This window comes from Phyllobacterium bourgognense (assembly GCF_003337575.1).
In the GTDB taxonomy this organism is placed as follows: domain Bacteria; phylum Pseudomonadota; class Alphaproteobacteria; order Rhizobiales; family Rhizobiaceae; genus Phyllobacterium; species Phyllobacterium bourgognense.
This window is the reverse complement of sequence record NZ_QPJM01000001.1, coordinates 384,827-401,320: the sequence shown is the minus strand read 5'-3', so window position 1 is coordinate 401,320 and position 16,494 is coordinate 384,827. Positions and strand designations below refer to the sequence as shown.

The 16,494-nt window shown below is 53.7% G+C and carries 16 protein-coding genes and 1 tRNA gene; 4 read left to right on the top strand and 13 right to left on the bottom strand.

What is annotated here, in order from left to right:
* Window positions 1-57: 57 nt before the first annotated feature.
* From C7476_RS01935 to C7476_RS01925, 3 genes are all read right to left on the bottom strand, one after another.
* The gene (locus C7476_RS01935) at window positions 58-1,395 is read right to left on the bottom strand and encodes a glycoside hydrolase family 140 protein (protein WP_114428214.1); all 1,338 of its coding nucleotides are present in this window, start codon (window positions 1,393-1,395) and stop codon (window positions 58-60) included.
* Window positions 1,388-2,758 (bottom strand): glutamate-1-semialdehyde 2,1-aminomutase, encoded by a 1,371-nt coding sequence (locus C7476_RS01930; protein WP_114428213.1) that lies wholly within the window; start codon window positions 2,756-2,758, stop codon window positions 1,388-1,390. The genes C7476_RS01935 and C7476_RS01930 overlap by 8 nt, the downstream gene beginning before the upstream one ends.
* 99 nt (window positions 2,759-2,857) lie before the next feature.
* On the bottom strand, window positions 2,858-4,078 hold the full coding sequence (locus C7476_RS01925) for a glycosyltransferase family 4 protein (protein WP_245426025.1): 1,221 nt from the start codon (window positions 4,076-4,078) through the stop codon (window positions 2,858-2,860).
* 191 nt (window positions 4,079-4,269) lie between these two features.
* Here C7476_RS01925 and C7476_RS01920 point away from each other — a divergent pair, with 191 nt between their 5' ends.
* Entirely contained in the window at window positions 4,270-5,628 is a 1,359-nt protein-coding gene (locus C7476_RS01920) for a polysaccharide pyruvyl transferase family protein (RefSeq protein WP_210207779.1), read from the top strand.
* Here the strand turns inward: C7476_RS01920 and C7476_RS01915 are convergent.
* Window positions 5,597-6,610: a glycosyltransferase family 2 protein gene (locus C7476_RS01915; RefSeq protein ID WP_114428210.1), complete on the bottom strand. Its 1,014-nt coding sequence runs from the start codon at window positions 6,608-6,610 to the stop codon at window positions 5,597-5,599. The two genes, C7476_RS01920 and C7476_RS01915, sit on opposite strands and share 32 nt — an antisense overlap.
* A 34-nt stretch (window positions 6,611-6,644) precedes the next feature.
* Window positions 6,645-8,090, bottom strand: coding sequence for an oligosaccharide flippase family protein (locus C7476_RS01910; RefSeq protein WP_114428209.1), 1,446 nt, complete (start codon window positions 8,088-8,090; stop codon window positions 6,645-6,647).
* 435 nt (window positions 8,091-8,525) lie between these two features.
* Between C7476_RS01910 and C7476_RS01900 the strand changes: the two genes are divergently transcribed.
* Complete coding sequence (locus C7476_RS01900) at window positions 8,526-8,822, top strand: hypothetical protein (protein ID WP_112526220.1); 297 nt, start codon at window positions 8,526-8,528, stop codon at window positions 8,820-8,822.
* 3 nt (window positions 8,823-8,825) lie between these two features.
* Entirely contained in the window at window positions 8,826-9,932 is a 1,107-nt protein-coding gene (locus tag C7476_RS01895) for an NAD(P)/FAD-dependent oxidoreductase (RefSeq protein WP_114428207.1), read from the top strand.
* Window positions 9,933-10,112: 180 nt separating this feature from the next.
* Here C7476_RS01895 and C7476_RS01890 read toward each other — a convergent pair whose 3' ends face one another.
* Together C7476_RS01890 and C7476_RS01885 are read right to left on the bottom strand one after the other, a co-directional pair.
* Entirely contained in the window at window positions 10,113-11,180 is a 1,068-nt protein-coding gene (locus C7476_RS01890) for a porin (RefSeq protein WP_114428206.1), read from the bottom strand.
* Between the two features lie 567 nt (window positions 11,181-11,747).
* A tRNA-Phe gene (locus C7476_RS01885) sits at window positions 11,748-11,823 on the bottom strand.
* A 189-nt stretch (window positions 11,824-12,012) separates the two neighbouring features.
* Here C7476_RS01885 and C7476_RS01880 point away from each other — a divergent pair.
* Complete coding sequence (locus C7476_RS01880; RefSeq protein ID WP_114428205.1) at window positions 12,013-13,095, top strand: Gfo/Idh/MocA family protein; 1,083 nt, start codon at window positions 12,013-12,015, stop codon at window positions 13,093-13,095.
* Here the strand turns inward: C7476_RS01880 and C7476_RS01875 are convergent.
* The 6 genes from C7476_RS01875 to C7476_RS01850 all read right to left on the bottom strand — a co-directional run bounded on the left by C7476_RS01875 (window position 13,092) and on the right by C7476_RS01850 (window position 16,492).
* Window positions 13,092-14,231: a Gfo/Idh/MocA family protein gene (locus tag C7476_RS01875; protein ID WP_114428204.1), complete on the bottom strand. Its 1,140-nt coding sequence runs from the start codon at window positions 14,229-14,231 to the stop codon at window positions 13,092-13,094. The genes C7476_RS01880 and C7476_RS01875 overlap by 4 nt on opposite strands.
* A 69-nt stretch (window positions 14,232-14,300) precedes the next feature.
* Window positions 14,301-14,507, bottom strand: a complete 207-nt coding sequence (gene yacG, locus C7476_RS01870; RefSeq protein ID WP_112526252.1) for a DNA gyrase inhibitor YacG — start codon at window positions 14,505-14,507, stop codon at window positions 14,301-14,303.
* Window positions 14,508-14,521: 14 nt separating this feature from the next.
* The gene (locus tag C7476_RS01865; RefSeq protein ID WP_114428203.1) at window positions 14,522-15,148 is read right to left on the bottom strand and encodes a Maf-like protein; all 627 of its coding nucleotides are present in this window, start codon (window positions 15,146-15,148) and stop codon (window positions 14,522-14,524) included.
* 33 nt (window positions 15,149-15,181) lie between these two features.
* A complete protein-coding gene (infA, locus tag C7476_RS01860; protein ID WP_008122731.1) occupies window positions 15,182-15,400 on the bottom strand; it encodes a translation initiation factor IF-1 in 219 nt (72 codons plus the stop codon).
* 127 nt (window positions 15,401-15,527) lie between these two features.
* Complete coding sequence (locus C7476_RS01855) at window positions 15,528-16,037, bottom strand: arsenate-mycothiol transferase ArsC (protein ID WP_114428202.1); 510 nt, start codon at window positions 16,035-16,037, stop codon at window positions 15,528-15,530.
* A complete protein-coding gene (locus C7476_RS01850; protein WP_114428201.1) occupies window positions 16,013-16,492 on the bottom strand; it encodes a UPF0262 family protein in 480 nt (159 codons plus the stop codon). The genes C7476_RS01855 and C7476_RS01850 overlap by 25 nt, the downstream gene beginning before the upstream one ends.
* Between the last annotated feature and the right edge of the window lie 2 nt (window positions 16,493-16,494).

The following is a 16,494-nucleotide window of genomic DNA, read 5'->3' as shown; positions in this document are numbered from 1 at the left end:
CTTTCGGCAAATGTGCTACGCCTTTTGTCCGATACGATCGCCTGAACGCTGACGCGCTCAGTCGGTATCGGTCAGCAGAAGGAGCCAGTCCGAAAAACCCGATGAATTTTGCGCCTGTGGAGCGTCGAATGCCAGGGTGTTTGCTTTGGAGCCACTTTTCGCGACCGCTTCACTGAATTGCCCGGATGAAGGATCAAACCAGCGAGCGTGTCGCGTTGTTGGCGCTAGCGCTGCTTTGTCGAGGGTGACACTGCTCCGGTCCGAGAGATAGATCACAGCAAGGTTGCCCGCTGCAGAGCGACTACCAATGGCATACCCAGCAAGTGGTGGTTGCGGCACGACGAGAAGTTTCCCCTGCTCTGGTTCGAGTGTCCACCAGGCGATAGCGTCGAAGAACGCCTTGAGGAGACTCATGCTTTCAGCACCGCGGCTGGAAAGGGCTTTCTGCCAGGTTACCGGGCGTGGGAAAAGAGCCGGACCCGCAAAGTGCCAGACCGGATTATTGCCAAACACCTGGCCGGCGGCTCCTGAAAGAATTGAGCCATACGCGATCTCCCGAATGGTTTGCTCGGTTGTGTTGTGCTCTCCTTCATACATGCCTTCGATGAAAAAGAACGGGCGCACTCGTCCCGAGAGATAACGTTTAAGGTTGGCAGTGCGAACATCGCCGTAGGTGTAAACCGTATCAAGGCCGAGCCATTCTTCTTCCCAACTGTGAAGGACATCCGTGTCGCGCCCCGCATGCACCGTTTGGAGGGCTTCAGGATTTGTCTCCTTGATTCCCTGTGCAAGAGCATCCACCAAGGTTTTTGTGGGCGGGTCCCAATCGCCCCCCTGGACCCAGATAATATTATCGAAGTGGCGGTAGCGCTGGCCGAGATAACGCCCGTATGATCTGAGTGCATCCGCACCCGCATCGTGCATCTCCTGATACCAGCCCTCGTCACCGCCATTGGTTCCAAGGTACGCTGGTGTCAAAAGAACCAGAAATCCCCGTTCTCGAGCGCGCTCCAGAATCCAGTCCGCATCAGCAAAATAGGCCTCGTTCGGCTTTGTGAAGTTTCCGCCGGAAGCAAAGGGAGCATGTTTGTAATAATTATTCGGAGCATTTCTGCTGAAGCGATGCTCGATCAGAGAGACCAATATCGTATTAAAACCCCGACTCTGACGATCGGCGAGATACATGTCCGCGTCCTCGCGCGACAAATCTCCAATCAACGACCACGCCGAGTCGCCTGTCAGGAGAAAGGGGCGACCTGATGTATCCTGGAGGTAGCGATGGTTTTCCGATATCTGCAGCGGAAAAACCGGCTGCTGTGCCTGGGCGGCGAATGAGCAACACATCGCCGATAGAAGAAACAGCCAGAAGAATCTTTTTTCGGCCCAGTCAGGCATTGCCCGCTAGTTCCAGCGCGCGTTCGGCGACCGGCGGTCTGTTAAAACGCCGGAATACGACTTGCGATGGCTTGCCTACGAGATAGTTGTCAACACCGTTCTCGAGAGCCTGCTTGTAGATACCAAGCGCACCATCGACGGCGTCGACCGTGCGCGCAACGTCTTCATCGCTGTGCGTATAGCTGACCACCAGGGACGGCATGAGAACACCGCGTTTGATGGTTTCCTGCAGGAACAGTGTCCGGAATGCTTGAGACGGCGTCTTGGCTTGATCCAGCGTCGCATAGGCGAGGCAGCAGGTTCGGCCGGTGACCCGGAAATATTCGCCAAGACCGTGACGGGCGATAACTTGATCTATACCGGTTCGCAGAGCTTCACCTTGATGGTACAGGTGTTCAATGACGGGCTCATCCTGATAGATGCGCATTGTTGCGATCGCTGCTGCCAAAGCATGCGTTTCTGCGCCGTGAGTTGTGGAAAGCAGGAATACGCGCGGACTACCCGTTTGTTCAAGTCCGCCAAGTTTCATATATTCGCGTTTGCCAGCAAGAGCAGAGACGGAGAATCCGTTGCCCAGTGCTTTGCCGAAGCAGGACAAATCAGGCTCAATGCGATAGAGCTGCTGAGCGCCACCTTTGTGCCAACGAAAGCCTGTGATCATTTCGTCCAGAATAAACAGGGCTCCGTTACTGTGGCAAAGGTCACGCGCTGCATGAAGGAAATTATTCTTCGGATCATCACCACGTGACGGCTCAAGGATTAGCGCCGCGATTTTCCCCGGGTACCTGTTGAATAGCGCACGTATGCTATCAAGGTCATCGTATTTGAAAGTAACGGTGAGTTTCTGCACGGCATCAGGGATCCCTGCGTTCATCTCGGTGTCACCGATAAACCAGTCGTCGGTGGAAAAAAATGGATGATCACCGCAGCGCGCGATCATATCCCGTCCCGTCACCGCTCTTGCCAACCGGACCGCGCCGGATGTTGCATCCGATCCATCTTTGCAAAACTTCACCATTTCGGCACTAGAGATGGTTTCGAGGAAGGTTTCTGCACAGTGCACTTCTATGTCGGCGGGTCGGGTAAAATTGCACCCGAGCTGCAACTGACGTGTCGCTGCATCCAGGACGGGAGCATATGCGTGGCCCAGTCCAACGGCACGGTTTCCCATTCCGTATTCTATGTATTGATTGCCATCGACATCCCATACGTGGCTACCCAAACCTTTGGCTATGAAGCCTGGCGATAGCTGCGGATATTGATCGTCGCCCTTGGCATAGGTATGTGCCCCTCCGGGAATTACATGGTGGGCAAGGGTGCGGAGGCGGCTTGATTCTTCGAAATTGTTAATCAACTGTGTCATCTGCCAAACCTTGTGGAAATCTTGGCCAGCACAGCTGGCGACAAAACTGCTGAGAGAACTATGGGCGTTTCAGGCCACATTTTCACTTCGGCAATTCAGTTACGAGAAAGAGCCAAAAGGCGTATGGGCGTACCGCTCTCTCATAACACGCAACCAGTTCTTGACTGGCCGTGGCACGTATGTGCGCAAGCCGGAACGAAGCCCCCGCGGGAAAGCCCAGTCGTTCAGATCAAGTGGAGCGGCTATAGCTGGTCTGGTAGCGACGACACTATCAATGACGTGGTAATACCGGGTGGCCATTCCCTCGAAAGTGAATGCATGTTCGGCTGCCTCTCTTGCCGCAAACGAAGCACTGGCGAGTTTGGCTGGATCGGCATTGAGCTTGGAAATTATCCGAGCTGCCTCGGCATAGTCACCTACCGGAAAGAGAAAGCCGCTTTTCTTATCAGCGACAATAGTATCCGTTACACCTTGTATATGCGAAGCGATTGGCACGCACCCTGAAGCCATCGCCTCGATAAGGGTCATCGGGTAGCCCTCGAATCGGGACGGCATGATCAGAACATCGTGTTCGAACAGGAGTTGTGGAATACGATCAGGTTGAATTGCCCCTAGAAAGGTTACCCTGTCTTTATGATGGGCCAGCTTTCTTTTCAGTTGCTCAAGGTCCGGCCCATTGCCAGCAACCGTCAGCTTCACCGATGCGGGCGAGTTATCCAGGATACCGGGTAGCCAGAATACACCCTTGGACGTGTCCTCAACGCGGCCAAGAGAGAGCATTCGAAGGCCGTGTGCCAAGCGAGAAACCCGTTTCAAGGTCGTGAATGGCTCGATATCGATGGCATTGGCGATTACAAACGTTCGCTCCTTGTCAAATTTGTATTTCTCTACCAGATCCCGGCGACAGCGCTCCGATACTCCAATGGTAGCGTGGACGTGATCCTTGATAGCTACAGCCGCCGCATAGGTTCCCGGAGTGATATTATGAACGATCATGATACGCATGACATCGGCAGGCAGGTAGCGCGCGATGTTCATCTGGATGCGGTCAGTCAGAACGTTGACGAATACGCCATCGAATCCGCTATTCTGTACAGCAGCAGCGACCAATCTCGCCTGTTCCTGTTCATCTGCTGCTTCTGGCGCTTCCACCATGGTACCAAAGGCCGCCTCGGACTGCCATTCCGCCAATAGAGGATCGCCGAACCCGAGCCAATGCACGTCTATCCCGTGCATTGCCAGACCTTTGCGCAATTGCTTGAACACGGTGTAGGTGCCACCGAGGTGCGGTCGAACGAAGTACGCGAACTTCATGGGCATTGACCCTCAAACTTTCCCGGCGCCCGCCGCCGAAACCCAATTGAACCATCATAGAGCCAGAGACCTACAGAGCAGAATGCGCCGTGAAGGGTAACAGGTGCAGCCTTTTGGAGGAGAACCCCAGTCGTTCGGTTGCTGCTGATACTCCAATGGCCATGTGTCGTTTGTCGGCAGATGGCAGCAAGATCAGAATGACGAAAGTGTATTGGTTCGCGTCTGCGGGGGTGTCCGATAGCATGAGTCGAGTCGTTGAAATGAAGCGTTGTCCTGTAGCAGATTCGAACAGGTCGATTGAGAGGCCTTGGATGAAAATCGCCTTGCTGGGTCAGTTCGGCAGCGGAAATACGGGCAATGACGGCTCACTTGAAGCCATGCTGGACTTTCTGCGTTCATCAAAGATCGACGCGGAGCTGCTCTGCATCTGTTCCAATCCGGAAGCTATTGCGAAAAAGTATAATATTGAGACAATAAGCATCCGTGTACTTGTCTCAAGAGGCCGCTGGTTCAATCGCATTAATCGAATACTCGGTGATATTCCTCGACAAGTGATCGGATTCTATACAATCTTCGCTCAACTCAATGGGCTGGATCTGATGATTATCCCAGGAACAGGGATACTGGACGATTTTCAGGAGACCGCATTTGGCTGGCCTTTCGTGATCCTCAGATGGTGTTTGGCCGCCAGATTGAACGGTATGCGCATTGCCTTTGTCAGCATCGGTGCCGGACCAATCCGACTGCCTCTGAGCCGCCTGTTCTTGAAAACCGGCGCGCGGATGGCACACTATCGTTCCTATCGCGACAAACTATCGCGAGATTTCATGAAGAGCATCGGTTTCGATGTTAGTCGTGATCCCGTGAGCGCTGATCTCGCTTTTGGTCTTCCTGCTGCGGCGGAATCCAGTCGTGACAACCCGGATACAGTATGCGTTGGGGTGGGCATAATGGCCTATTCCGGCTGGAAGAAAGCCGACGAAGACGGCGAGTCCATTTATCGCACATATCTGGACAAGATAGCCGAGTTCATTTCCTGGCTGCAGGAGCGCAGACTAAACGTAAGATTGTTGACGGGAGATATCGTCGATCGTCGGGCAATTGCCGACATCATGAATATGTTTCCCCGGAATGAAACCAATAGCGGCAGCATGCATATTGTGGCGGAGGAGATGACCTCCCTGCATGACGTGATGGCGCAAATTGCGCACACCGATATCGTTGTCGCTACGCGCTATCATAATGTCATCTGCGCGCTGCGAATGGGCCGCCCGGTGATCTCGCTGGCCTACTCGACAAAAAACGATGCGCTGCTCAATGCAACCGGCCTTGAAGAATATTGCCACTATGTCGAGACATTCGATGTCGAAGTTTTGAAATCCCAAGTCGAGAAAATGCTGGCCGAGCGTGCACGCCTTGTATTGGAAGTGAAAAAAGGCGTCGCTGCCTTCCAGACGCAACTGGCAGAGCAAGAAGCTTATATCCACTCAATCCTGGTCGATCCTGTTGAACAGCGCGGAGAAATCAAGGACGTGAGCCAGCTTCCCCAATCCTGAAACGCTTGGTTCCACGCGCCCACATATCAACAAGTCGCTGGAGGCGGCGCAGCGTGTCTGGCCTCTGGAGCAGATATCCGACAGGTGGCAGAAACGCTGTTACAGGACGCCAGCGGAAAGCCAGCTTCAACAGCTCTCCCACACCCTTTTCCCCACGAAGGAGGTGCGAGATCGCCGACCAGTAAGCACGCTCCGCCAAACCACGGCGCGCGAGACGGTGCAGATATTTGGCGTCGGGCATTTCGCCACCCTCGTGGGCAAAGAAGCATTCGGCAGCATCGGCAGTGTGCAATATGTGCAATATCTGACGGGCCCACAAATCGCTGGAGCGATTTGTCCCGTGCGTGCGAATGCCCGCCTGAATGCAATCGAGCTCCGCTACGCTGCCGTGCAGCGCCAAGCGCAGCCACACATCGTAGTCATCGCTGTGCGGAAGTTCCGTGCGATAATAACCCGTGCTTTTTTGCACGCTTGTCCTGATGACAATCGATGGTCCAGGTATCTGGAAAACCCCTAAACGACAGAAGCGTTCGATGAAGGAACGACTGCTGTCCAGCCGATACTGAGGTCGTGACTGCTGTCCCGCTATGCTGGGAATCGGGGAGTCGCCCTGGATATCCACATCACGACCATAGGTATAAGCAATGTCGGGATTTTCTTCCATGATGGTGATGGCACGATTGAGCGCGCCTGGTACCAGGAAATCATCGGAGCATAATATAAGGAAATAATTCGATTCCGCCCAGTCGATTCCCTCGTTAAACGACGCGTGCGGGCCAAGATTTGTTTCGTGCAGCCGCAACTCGACCCGCGGATCCATTGCTGCAAGCTCTCGCGCAACTTCGGAACTGTCATCGGTTGAGGCGTTGTCGACAATCAGGACGCGCAACTTCTCGACATCTTGCGATAGCACGCTGTCAACACATGCCCGCAAATAGCGGCCGTAATTATAGTTTGGTATGACCACATCAACGGACTTCACAGCATATATCCCCACGCTTTAGAGCGAGATTTAATCATTCGGCCGGCACTCCCTGCTTGCTCGGCAGAAGCCGCGGCAGAAACAGGCCGACGATTCGGATAAGCTCTTCGAGGAATGGATGCTTGGTGATGACCAGAGCCGTCACCCACCCGATAGCTGAAAATAGGCCAGCAGCAAGTGCCTGCAGAATGGAAAGATCGAACGCAAAACCATTCGCAGCAAGAACACCGAGCGGTCCCAAAATTCCCCCGAAGGTTACTACCGCACTTTTCGCAAGTATAGCGAACAACTCCTGCCAGTGGAATGGCGCATGCCGGCGAACATAGATGAGCGAAATAAGCATTTGGAACGGCAGGGCGATGAATTGGCTTAGCACCAGCGCATACAATCCAAAGAAGCTCGCAGTACAGATGACAATTATCGACATGCCCCGACCGATAAAATTTGCCCGGAACGCTTCCCGGTTCGCACCGAGAGCAACCAATACCGGGAACGTCAATATGTTGGGAAACCAGAAGATGGCCGCGACTGACAGGATTTGCACAAGCGGAACTGTGGCATCCCAAGCCTGGCCAAGCGCGACGTGCACGATCGGGTGGGCAAGAATAGCAACGACGAGAACAGCGGGCCAATAGAGTGCTGTGATATAACTGATGATTTTGAGATAGGCGTCCTTGACGCTTCGTTGCGCTCTCGCTTCGGCGGCAAATGCAGGAAACGCAACTGAAAAAATCGCCGACAGCAATATCTTGTCGGGGAGTCCGCAGACAACATTCGCTCGGTTAAAAAGGCCCACGGCAGTCAAAGGCATAATGCGCCCCAATACCAGCTGGGGCAGTGCCTCATATGTTCTGTCAAGAACGGTCGAAGCACCCTTGTAGCCACCGAAAATGAAGAACTCGTACCAGCCTTTCAGTCGTGGCCTGAACATCCAGAAAATCGGTCGTGCATGGAATGCAAGAACGATTCTGACCAATGCAGATGCAAGTGTTCCCCACGCAAAACTCATAAAGCCAAAGCCAAACCATGCAAACGCTATGGTAACCAAGGCGTTGACTATACTCCCGAGTGCGTTGATGCGTGTGAGGTTGCCAAACTCCATATCCCGGCGCAGCAATGCAGCGATGGTACTGACTGGTGCATCGATCACACCGGAAATTGCCAGAACACAGACGAATGCGCTAAGGCCCGCTTCGGAATAAAAACCCGCAAACCAGTGGGCCAAAAGAATAAGAAGCGAGCCGATTGCAACCGAAAAGCCGAATATAAGAGTAAAGCCAGTACGAACGTCTTCTTCCGAAACATCTTCGCGTTGAATGAGATACTCCGACGTCACGAACTCTCGGAAATTGAACGCAATGGTTCCTATCCCCAAGCCAATGACCGCAAGCCCGATCGCCGTGCTGTCTAACAGACGGGACAGAACGGCAATCATCGATATGCTGACAATCACCTGTGAATATTGTTCCAGGGCCGCCATAAAATATGCCCGGCGAACGTTCCCCACCTAGATACCTCGCGTGTATTGGTCAAAGTCTACCTAACCAACGCTTGATGAGTGCAAAAAACTTGGGTTTTGAAACTATTCTTCAAACGCACAGAATCGCACAGAACGTCGATTTCATCACGACGATAACTGTTGCTGTCACTTCCTTTAAGCTGACCAATGAGATGAATGGTAACATAGCCATTCGACGTAATCGCGGGAGACAACCGAGCATGCCCGAATCAATCCGAGGTAGCCAGCTTCATCCTTACATCGCTCAAATGTGGAACGCATCAACATACTCGTTGTTGAGCGAGGAGATATGATCCGCTTTTGGATGTGCCCGATGTCTCTGAAGCCAATTGTCAATTTTTCTTGTGAGCGTCTTTAGTTAGACGGCTGTACTGACTGCATCGGATCAGAGAACCCATGATCGAAGACGAACAAATCCGGATTGAACTCATGGCCACACAATTTTGGCTACGCGCTCTGTTCATGCATATGGCGACGGGGACGCCCCCCACTTCCATTTCCGTTCAGGAGTATCTGACGGAACTCAAAAATTCGGCGCCCCAGGATTATGGCAGCAGCCTTTCTCCTGCGGATTGGGACAAGGAACATCTCTTGCACTATCCTTGTTATGAGCGGGTCGGGCTTCAGATTATCGAAACCCTTCAAAGCCTGGAAAGGAAGCTCGCACCTTTTGCCGTGCATGGAGGGCACTGACAATTGGAACGTGTGGAGTGCCTCATCGCGGGCGGAGGTGTTATCGGGCTGGCAATCGCTCGCGCGTTTGCCCGTCGCGGCATCGAGACCCTGATTGTCGAAGAGGCCGAAACTATCGGAACGGGCACCAGTTCGCGCAACTCCGAGGTTATCCACGCCGGCATCTATTATCCGCAAAACAGCCTGAAAAGCAGGTTATGCATTGAGGGTCGAAATGCCCTTTATGCCTTTGCGGAAAGGCACGGAGTTCCGCATTCCCGCTGCGGCAAGCTGATCGTAGCTACAAACGAAACTCAAATTCCGATATTAAATACCATAGCGACAGGAGCGGAAGCATGCGGTGTTTCTGATCTACAGCATTTGTCGGAGCTGGAAGCCTGCAGACGCGAGCCGGAACTTACGTGTACGGCAGCATTATTTTCACCGTCGACGGGCATCATAGACAGCCACAGCCTGATGTTGGCGCTGCTCGGCGACGCGCAAGATCACGGCGCAGCAATTTCATTTCAGACCAGGATAGTTTCCGCTGAAACGAATGCCGATGGTTTGCGGGTAGAGACAATTGATGCCTCCAATGGACGCACGTTTGAGCTTCAGGCATCCACATTCATCAATGCGTGCGGCCTTCAGGCACCGGCCATCGCTTCATCCATTACCGGACTACCGCGAAAATTCATACCCGACAGGCGATTTGCCAAGGGCAACTATTTTTCAGCGACAGGCAGGACGCCGTTCAAGCACCTGATCTATCCAGTCCCGGAAGAAGGGGGGTTAGGCGTTCATCTCACGCTTGATCTGGACGGCCGGATGCGGTTCGGTCCCGACGTCGAATGGGTGGAATCGATCGAATACAGTGTCGATCCTAAACGGGCAGACCGATTCTACGACGAAATACGTAAATACTGGCCCAATCTCGTCGACGGTTCATTGCAGCCCGCTTATAGCGGCATCAGGCCAAAGCTGACTATCAGCGGCGAACCAACAACGGATTTCGTCATCGAAGGTCCTGCCACACACGATGTCAAAGGTTTGGTGAATCTTTTTGGTATTGAAAGTCCGGGCCTCACATCCTGTCTTGCGATCGCAAACCATGTATCGAACATGGTGTGACGTAACACTGCAAGCGAGATGGTGGGATAAAACGAAAACGGTGAGCCGCGGGGCCCACCGTCTCGTGAGAATGAGGCGACTGGAGATCACATCATCACACTCTGGCGTTGCAGTCCTTCTACAGCGCCAAATCGGATAAAATCCGGGGACAATGAGCCCCCGGATAGTTGATACCGGCGCTTAGAAGTTGCGCTGGAAGCGGATGATGCCGCCGAATGCGTCGTCGCTGCCGCCAAGGGCATCAGAAACGTCAGCACGTGCGCCGTCGAACTTGGTGTAGTTGATTTCTGGCGTAATCATGAAGCCAGGAACCAGCTCGTAAGCTACGTTAAGAGCGAGGGCATATGTGCCTTCTTCTTCGTAAGCAGCCTGTGCGTTGATGGTTGCCTTGTCGGTAGCCTTGACGGAGAACCCGCCCCAAGCTGCCCAATCGCCTTCCCATGTACCGAACCAGTTACGTTCGACCAAGCTTTCGTCGTAGTTGGACTGATAGCCACCCATGATGAATGCAGAGAACATTTCGTTGAACTTCACGTCCAAGCGCAGCTTGCCACCGAATTCTTCAACGTTGGAGTCGTAGCCGACAACACCGGAAACGCCACCCCAAGCCTGTTCGAACTTCGCACCAGCGAGAACGTGAGGCATGTAGTCTTCGATGACATAGTCGTCCTGACCCTGTTCAGCACCGATGATAGCGGAGAAACCGTTGCCACCCTTGAAAGTGTAGCTGACCTGGTTGCTCTGGCCGGACTGGTAGTTGATCACGTCGTCGTTGATGACGCCACCAGCATAATCTGTCCATGAACCGAAGAGTTCGTCAGCAGTACCGATGCGGAAACCACCGAGTTCGATCCATGCCTGCGGCAGCGAACCCTCGCTGGATTCACCATCGTCATACTGGAAACGGCCCTGGATGTAGGAACGCAGAGTGCCGAGTTCGGTTTCCGAACGAGCGTCGAAACGAACTTCTGCACGAGTACGCTTATGCCAGGTCTCGTCACCATTGGCACCAACGTTCCCACCGGTATAAACGTCGTCGCCAGCCTGGGCATCATAACGGACGTAGCCGCTGATCTTCAGGCAGGTTTCGGTCCCCGGAATATAGAAGAAGCCAGCGCCGTATGCATCGCAAACGCGAACGTATTCGACGGGCTCTGGTTCAGCAACAACGACTGCATCTGCAGCGCGTGCCCCCGAAACTGCAACCAGGGCTGCAGCGGAGCCGATAAGAAGGCTCTTAATGTTCATTGTTGATCTCTCCATATGTGTCTTGTTGACCCGGCGATCTAACTTAACTTTAGCGACGGGGTCAAAGAACTTATGGCCAGAACGGCCTATCTTATGCAACTTGGGGTTACAGTGTTGCCGTTTTATCACGAAAACGTGAGATCATTGTGAGTCCTTTCCCATAAGATATTGAAAATGAATCATTATTTGTGTGAATCTTTGTGATTCTTTAAAAGTCGCTTAATCGTGCCAACCTTTATCATTTTAGAATTTCGTAATAATTGTTCAATTCGGTTAAATCATAGAAGAAGAGCTGTTTTCTTACGCAGGATATGAAAGTGTAATTGCTTATATATTTGTTTGTACTTGACTCTTAAAACTAAGGTACAAGGAAATATACTTGCCATCGCGGCTGCAGCCCGAACGGCCCATGACGTCGGTCTACAACCCGACATATCCGATGCCGCACAAGATGCGACGCTGCGAAGGGACCAGACTGGGGACAGCGGAGCGCGTGCAAGCGCAACGAAAATGTGCCGCACCCGGTCACGAGGGTTAACATAATTTCTTTTTTACTGAGAGAAAGAGTGGTGCCCAGACGCGGATTCGAACCACGGACACGCGGATTTTCAATCCGCTGCTCTACCAACTGAGCTATCTGGGCACTTCGTGGCGTTTCCGTTATCCGGCAAGCCTTGTCGACGGGTTGGTTTTCCGTCAGAAGCGCGTGGGTTATAACACTAAAAATCGTGCTGTCCAGCATCAACTCGTGAATTTTTTGCCGTTTTTTTGCCTCTTGCAAAGGGCATGCATTGGTGCATTTGTTGAGGCTTATAGACGGGATTCGTATTGCATGGATGAAACGGGGGAGACAACCAAAGACCGGGTTTTTGGTTGGGGGATTATTGGCAGCGGCGAAATTGCCCGGCGATTTGCGTCGGACCTGATGCTCGTGCCGGACGCCGCGCTTGTTGCTAATCACTCTCGGAGTGCGACCAACGCAGAGGAGTTCCGCAGTGCTTTTAGCAGCCGCAGGGCTTATTCGGACCTCGATTCGTTTTTGAGCGACCCGTCCATCGACGCAGTCTATGTTGCGACGCCAAATTCCCTACATTTGGCCCAGTCACTGAAAGCAATGCGAGCCGGCAAGGCAATCCTCGCGGAAAAACCCCTTGCCCCCTCGCATACGGAGGCCTCTGTCATCCAGCGGGAAGCAGCCAGGGTCAATGTCTTTGCCATGGAAGCGATGTGGACGCGGTTCCTGCCTGCCATAGTTGCGGCCAAAGCAAATGTCGATGCGGGCGAGATCGGCACTATTCGCAAGATAACGGCCGAACTTGCCTATGCACACGAATATGATCCAAAGAGTCGCTATTTCAGCCGATCGCTTGGCGGTGGGGCCAGCCTCGACCTCGGTATCTATTGTGTATCTCTCGCTATGTACTTTCTAGGCCAGCCAGAGAAGGTTTCAGGCCTCTGGTACCCTGCGCCAAATGGCGTCGACATGAGTTCGGAAATAACGCTGCATTACAACGAGGCGGAAGCGCAGCTTACGAGCGGGTTCGACCGGGATGGTGCGAACCATTTCGTCATAGAAGGCACAAAAGGTATGCTTCGGTTGAATTCCCCCTTCCTGAAGGCGCAGCGGTTGACAGTCTATCAAGGCTTCGCGCAGCGCGCGCCCTTTGGCCCGCTGTCACGACCATCCGGGCTTGCCAGCAAAATACTCGATCGACTTCCACTACCCGGACGAAGGGTGGAAGACTATCCGTTCGAGGGCAATGGCTTACAATTCGAAGCGATGGCTATGATGGACGCGATGCGTAAAAACGAAAAAACGTCGACAGTCATGCCGCTTTCAGACAGCATCAACGCCCTGCGCGCAATCAACATCGTCTTGGCGCAACCGGCGACAACGCACATCATCAAGCTCTAAAAAGTGCTTCGCATCTTGTAGGGCTGGGGCAGCGAACCGGCATTGTTCAACGCGAGCGCCAACTCGGTGATGTGAAGCCCAACCTTGCCCGACGAAAACAGCGGCCTGCCCTGTTCAATGGCATCAGCCTGCGCGGCAATGCCCCCGGCAAAATCGATTTGCGATGGATAAGCCGGGAGCTTCGCACGTCTTGCGGAATTGTCATAAGCGAGTTTGCGTCCCGGCAATGGCTTCCAGTGCAGGAAGCGCTTGAGATGCACTTCCATAAGATCGACAACCTTGGTGCGTAGCGTCCGGCCTTCTGCGGCAGTTTCAAGATAGATTGCTGATCGGTGATCCCAAAGATCCTCCGCCGTCAGTGTTCCCCTATCACCGAGAATCATCAACGACCGGTCGCGCGGCGCAGCAAGACCGCAGGTGAGACGAGCGATGACACCGGAATGAAACTGCAGGCAACCAACGGAAAAATCGGGCGCCATGTTGATTGCTACGGTTCCCGGTCCCTTGTCCGGAAATGTGAGCGTCGAGAAAGCAGCCAGGCTTTCGACGGGCCCAAACAAAGAAACCAGCCAAGACAGCGCATAACCGGCGTGCTCGAGCGTGCAGCCTATTTCGAACTCATGCAGACCGGGCCACCGCGCGCCCGAAACGGAACGCCATCCCTGCCAATTGGCGCGGAAAACCGGACCGTCCTCCATCTGGGCATAGACCAGTCGCGGTTGACCGATGTCGTCCAGCGACATGGCGACGAGCTTGTATGCATCGCTCATGGCGTTGGCTGGGGCTGATGCCAGGATAAGATCAAGGCGTTCGGCGAGCGCTACCAGTTCTGCCGCTTCTTCGTAGCACATTGCAAGTGGCTTTTCGCAATAGACATGTTTGCCGGCCTCCAACGCCTGTTTCGAGAGCAAGTAATGATTTTCTGGTGCCGTCAGATTGACAACAATCCTGACCTCGTCGTCGGCGAGGATTGCTTCGAAGTCGGGATAGGTCGCGACCTTATAGTATTCGGCAAACTGTTTCAGGCGCGCTGGATCACGGTCATAGACGCCGCCCAGCACAAGTTGCGGATGGTTGACGAGCGTCGTCATATAATAATCGGCAACAAAGCCGGTGCCGATGATCGCAATCTTCATGGAGCGTTCCTGTCCTGACCAGGGCAGAAATTACAGGCATCAAATGAAAAGAACGTGAAGCGGCTCCAGCTATTCCTGCTCGTCGTCGCTGTCGTCCGCACTTTCCACGGCTGGTAACACATAGGCTCCAGTCAGCCAGCGATTGAGATCGATGTTGCGGCAGCGTGCCGAACAAAAGGGGTAATGTTCCCGTTGCGAAGGGCGCTTGCATTCCGGGCAAGGTCGCGTTGGCCGCAAGGGCGTCACGTTTGCCGTGCTTTTCTTGGTCTCAGTCAATGGATCAGTTCCGTTTAACGTCCCGAAGATTGCCAGTTGGCATAGACCGGATAACCTTCGCCATGCAGGAGGCTGGCAGTCTCGTAGAGCGGCAGTCCGACGACATTGCTATAGGAGCCAACCAGCTTGACGACAAAGCCGCCTGCAAGTCCCTGGATCGCATAGCCGCCGGCCTTGCCGCGCCATTCCCCAGAAGCAAGATAGCTCTCCAGCTCCTCTCGCGAAAGACGCTTAAAGCGCACGCGAGTTTCAATCAGATCTTGACGCTGCTTGCCTTGGGGTGTGATGAGACACAGCCCGGTATAGACGCGATGGGAACGGCCTGAGAGTAATCGGAGACACGCAGTCGCATCGTCGAGGATTTCCGCTTTTGGCAGAATCCGCCGGCCAACCGCGACAACCGTATCAGCGGCCATGATATAGGCATCGCTGAACTCCGGATCATTCCTCAGCTCGCCTGCGATTTTCTCTGCTTTCAGGCGGCTCAGACGACGAGCAAGCGAACGCGGATGTTCGGCCCGCAGCGGGGATTCGTCGACATCCGCAGGCAGCAACCGATCCGGCTCGATACCGATCTGACTCAGGAGCGCCAGACGGCGCGGCGAGCCGGATGCAAGAACGAATTTGTGCTGATCGCTCATTGACGTCGAATATCCTGCGTAGCGCGGAGCTGATTATTTGAAGCGATAGGTGATGCGACCCTTCGTCAAATCGTAAGGGGTCATTTCAACGAGAACTTTGTCGCCGGCGAGAACGCGGATGCGGTTCTTGCGCATGCGGCCAGCTGTGTGTGCGATGATTTCATGATCATTTTCGAGCTTTACCCGAAACATCGCGTTGGGCAACAGCTCCGTCACGAGACCAGGAAACTCCAATACTTCTTCTTTCGCCATGCGTAGTGCTATCTCCGATAAGGGAATTTGAGGTCATGCTCGACCGCAATTTTGCGCGGAACCTATAGTATTGCGCACCATTTGTGAACAAGGGAGTTCGATACAATTATAAGGGTTGCACAGGCGTTCAGCCTGTTCTGCCGAAACGCTCCAGAATATGTCGTTTCAGGTTTTCCCGAACATCCCGATAGGCGTCCATTATCTGATTGCGACGGCCCTGCACCAAGGTCGGATCGGGTGTCGGCCAATATTCCACATGTACAGACGTCGTTCTGGTCAATTCAAGTGCCATATGGTGGGCCTTGGGCGACAATGTAATGATCAAATCGAAATAATCATCTTCCAGCTCTTTGAAAGTGCGCGGCTGGACAGAGATTCGTTTTAATCCGACCTCTTCAAGAACGGCGTCGACAAAAGGGTCGGGCTCGCCTTTCTCAACACCTGCCGAGGCGATATAGATCCTCGATGGCAGGAGACTGCGGGCTAGAGCCTCCGCTATCGGCGATCGGATCGAATTCAGACCACAAATGAACAAGACTGCACTCGGCACCACCGCTTTTGCGGGTTCCTGGTCGTCAGGCAGCTTTTCCGTTCCGATAGTCACTGGTTCGTCTAACCCCGCCAATGCAGCACACATACCAACGTGAACAGGCGGCGGGCGGTGTCGAAATCCACCTCGATCTTGCCATTCAAACGATCCATCAATGCCTGCGAACCCTCGTTATGCAATCCGCGCCGACCCATATCGATAGCTTCGATCTTGCTTGGGCTGGAAGCGCGGATGGCCTCATAATAGCTTTCGCAGATCATGAAATAATCCTTCACGACCTTGCGCAACGGTGTCAGCGACAGGATATGCGTGACGACTTCATCACCATTTTCGCGGGCGATGGCGAATATCAACCGGGATTCCGCCAGCGATATCTTGAGCCGGTAGGGACCGTGCCCCTCATCCCCGACGGGCCGAAAACTGTTTTCTTCAATCAAATCGAAAATGGCGACAGCACGCTCGTGCTCGACATCCGGCGTAGAACGGCCGATCGTCTCGTCCAGCTCCACGTCAATCAGTCGCGCCATGTCCGTCGCTGTCATTA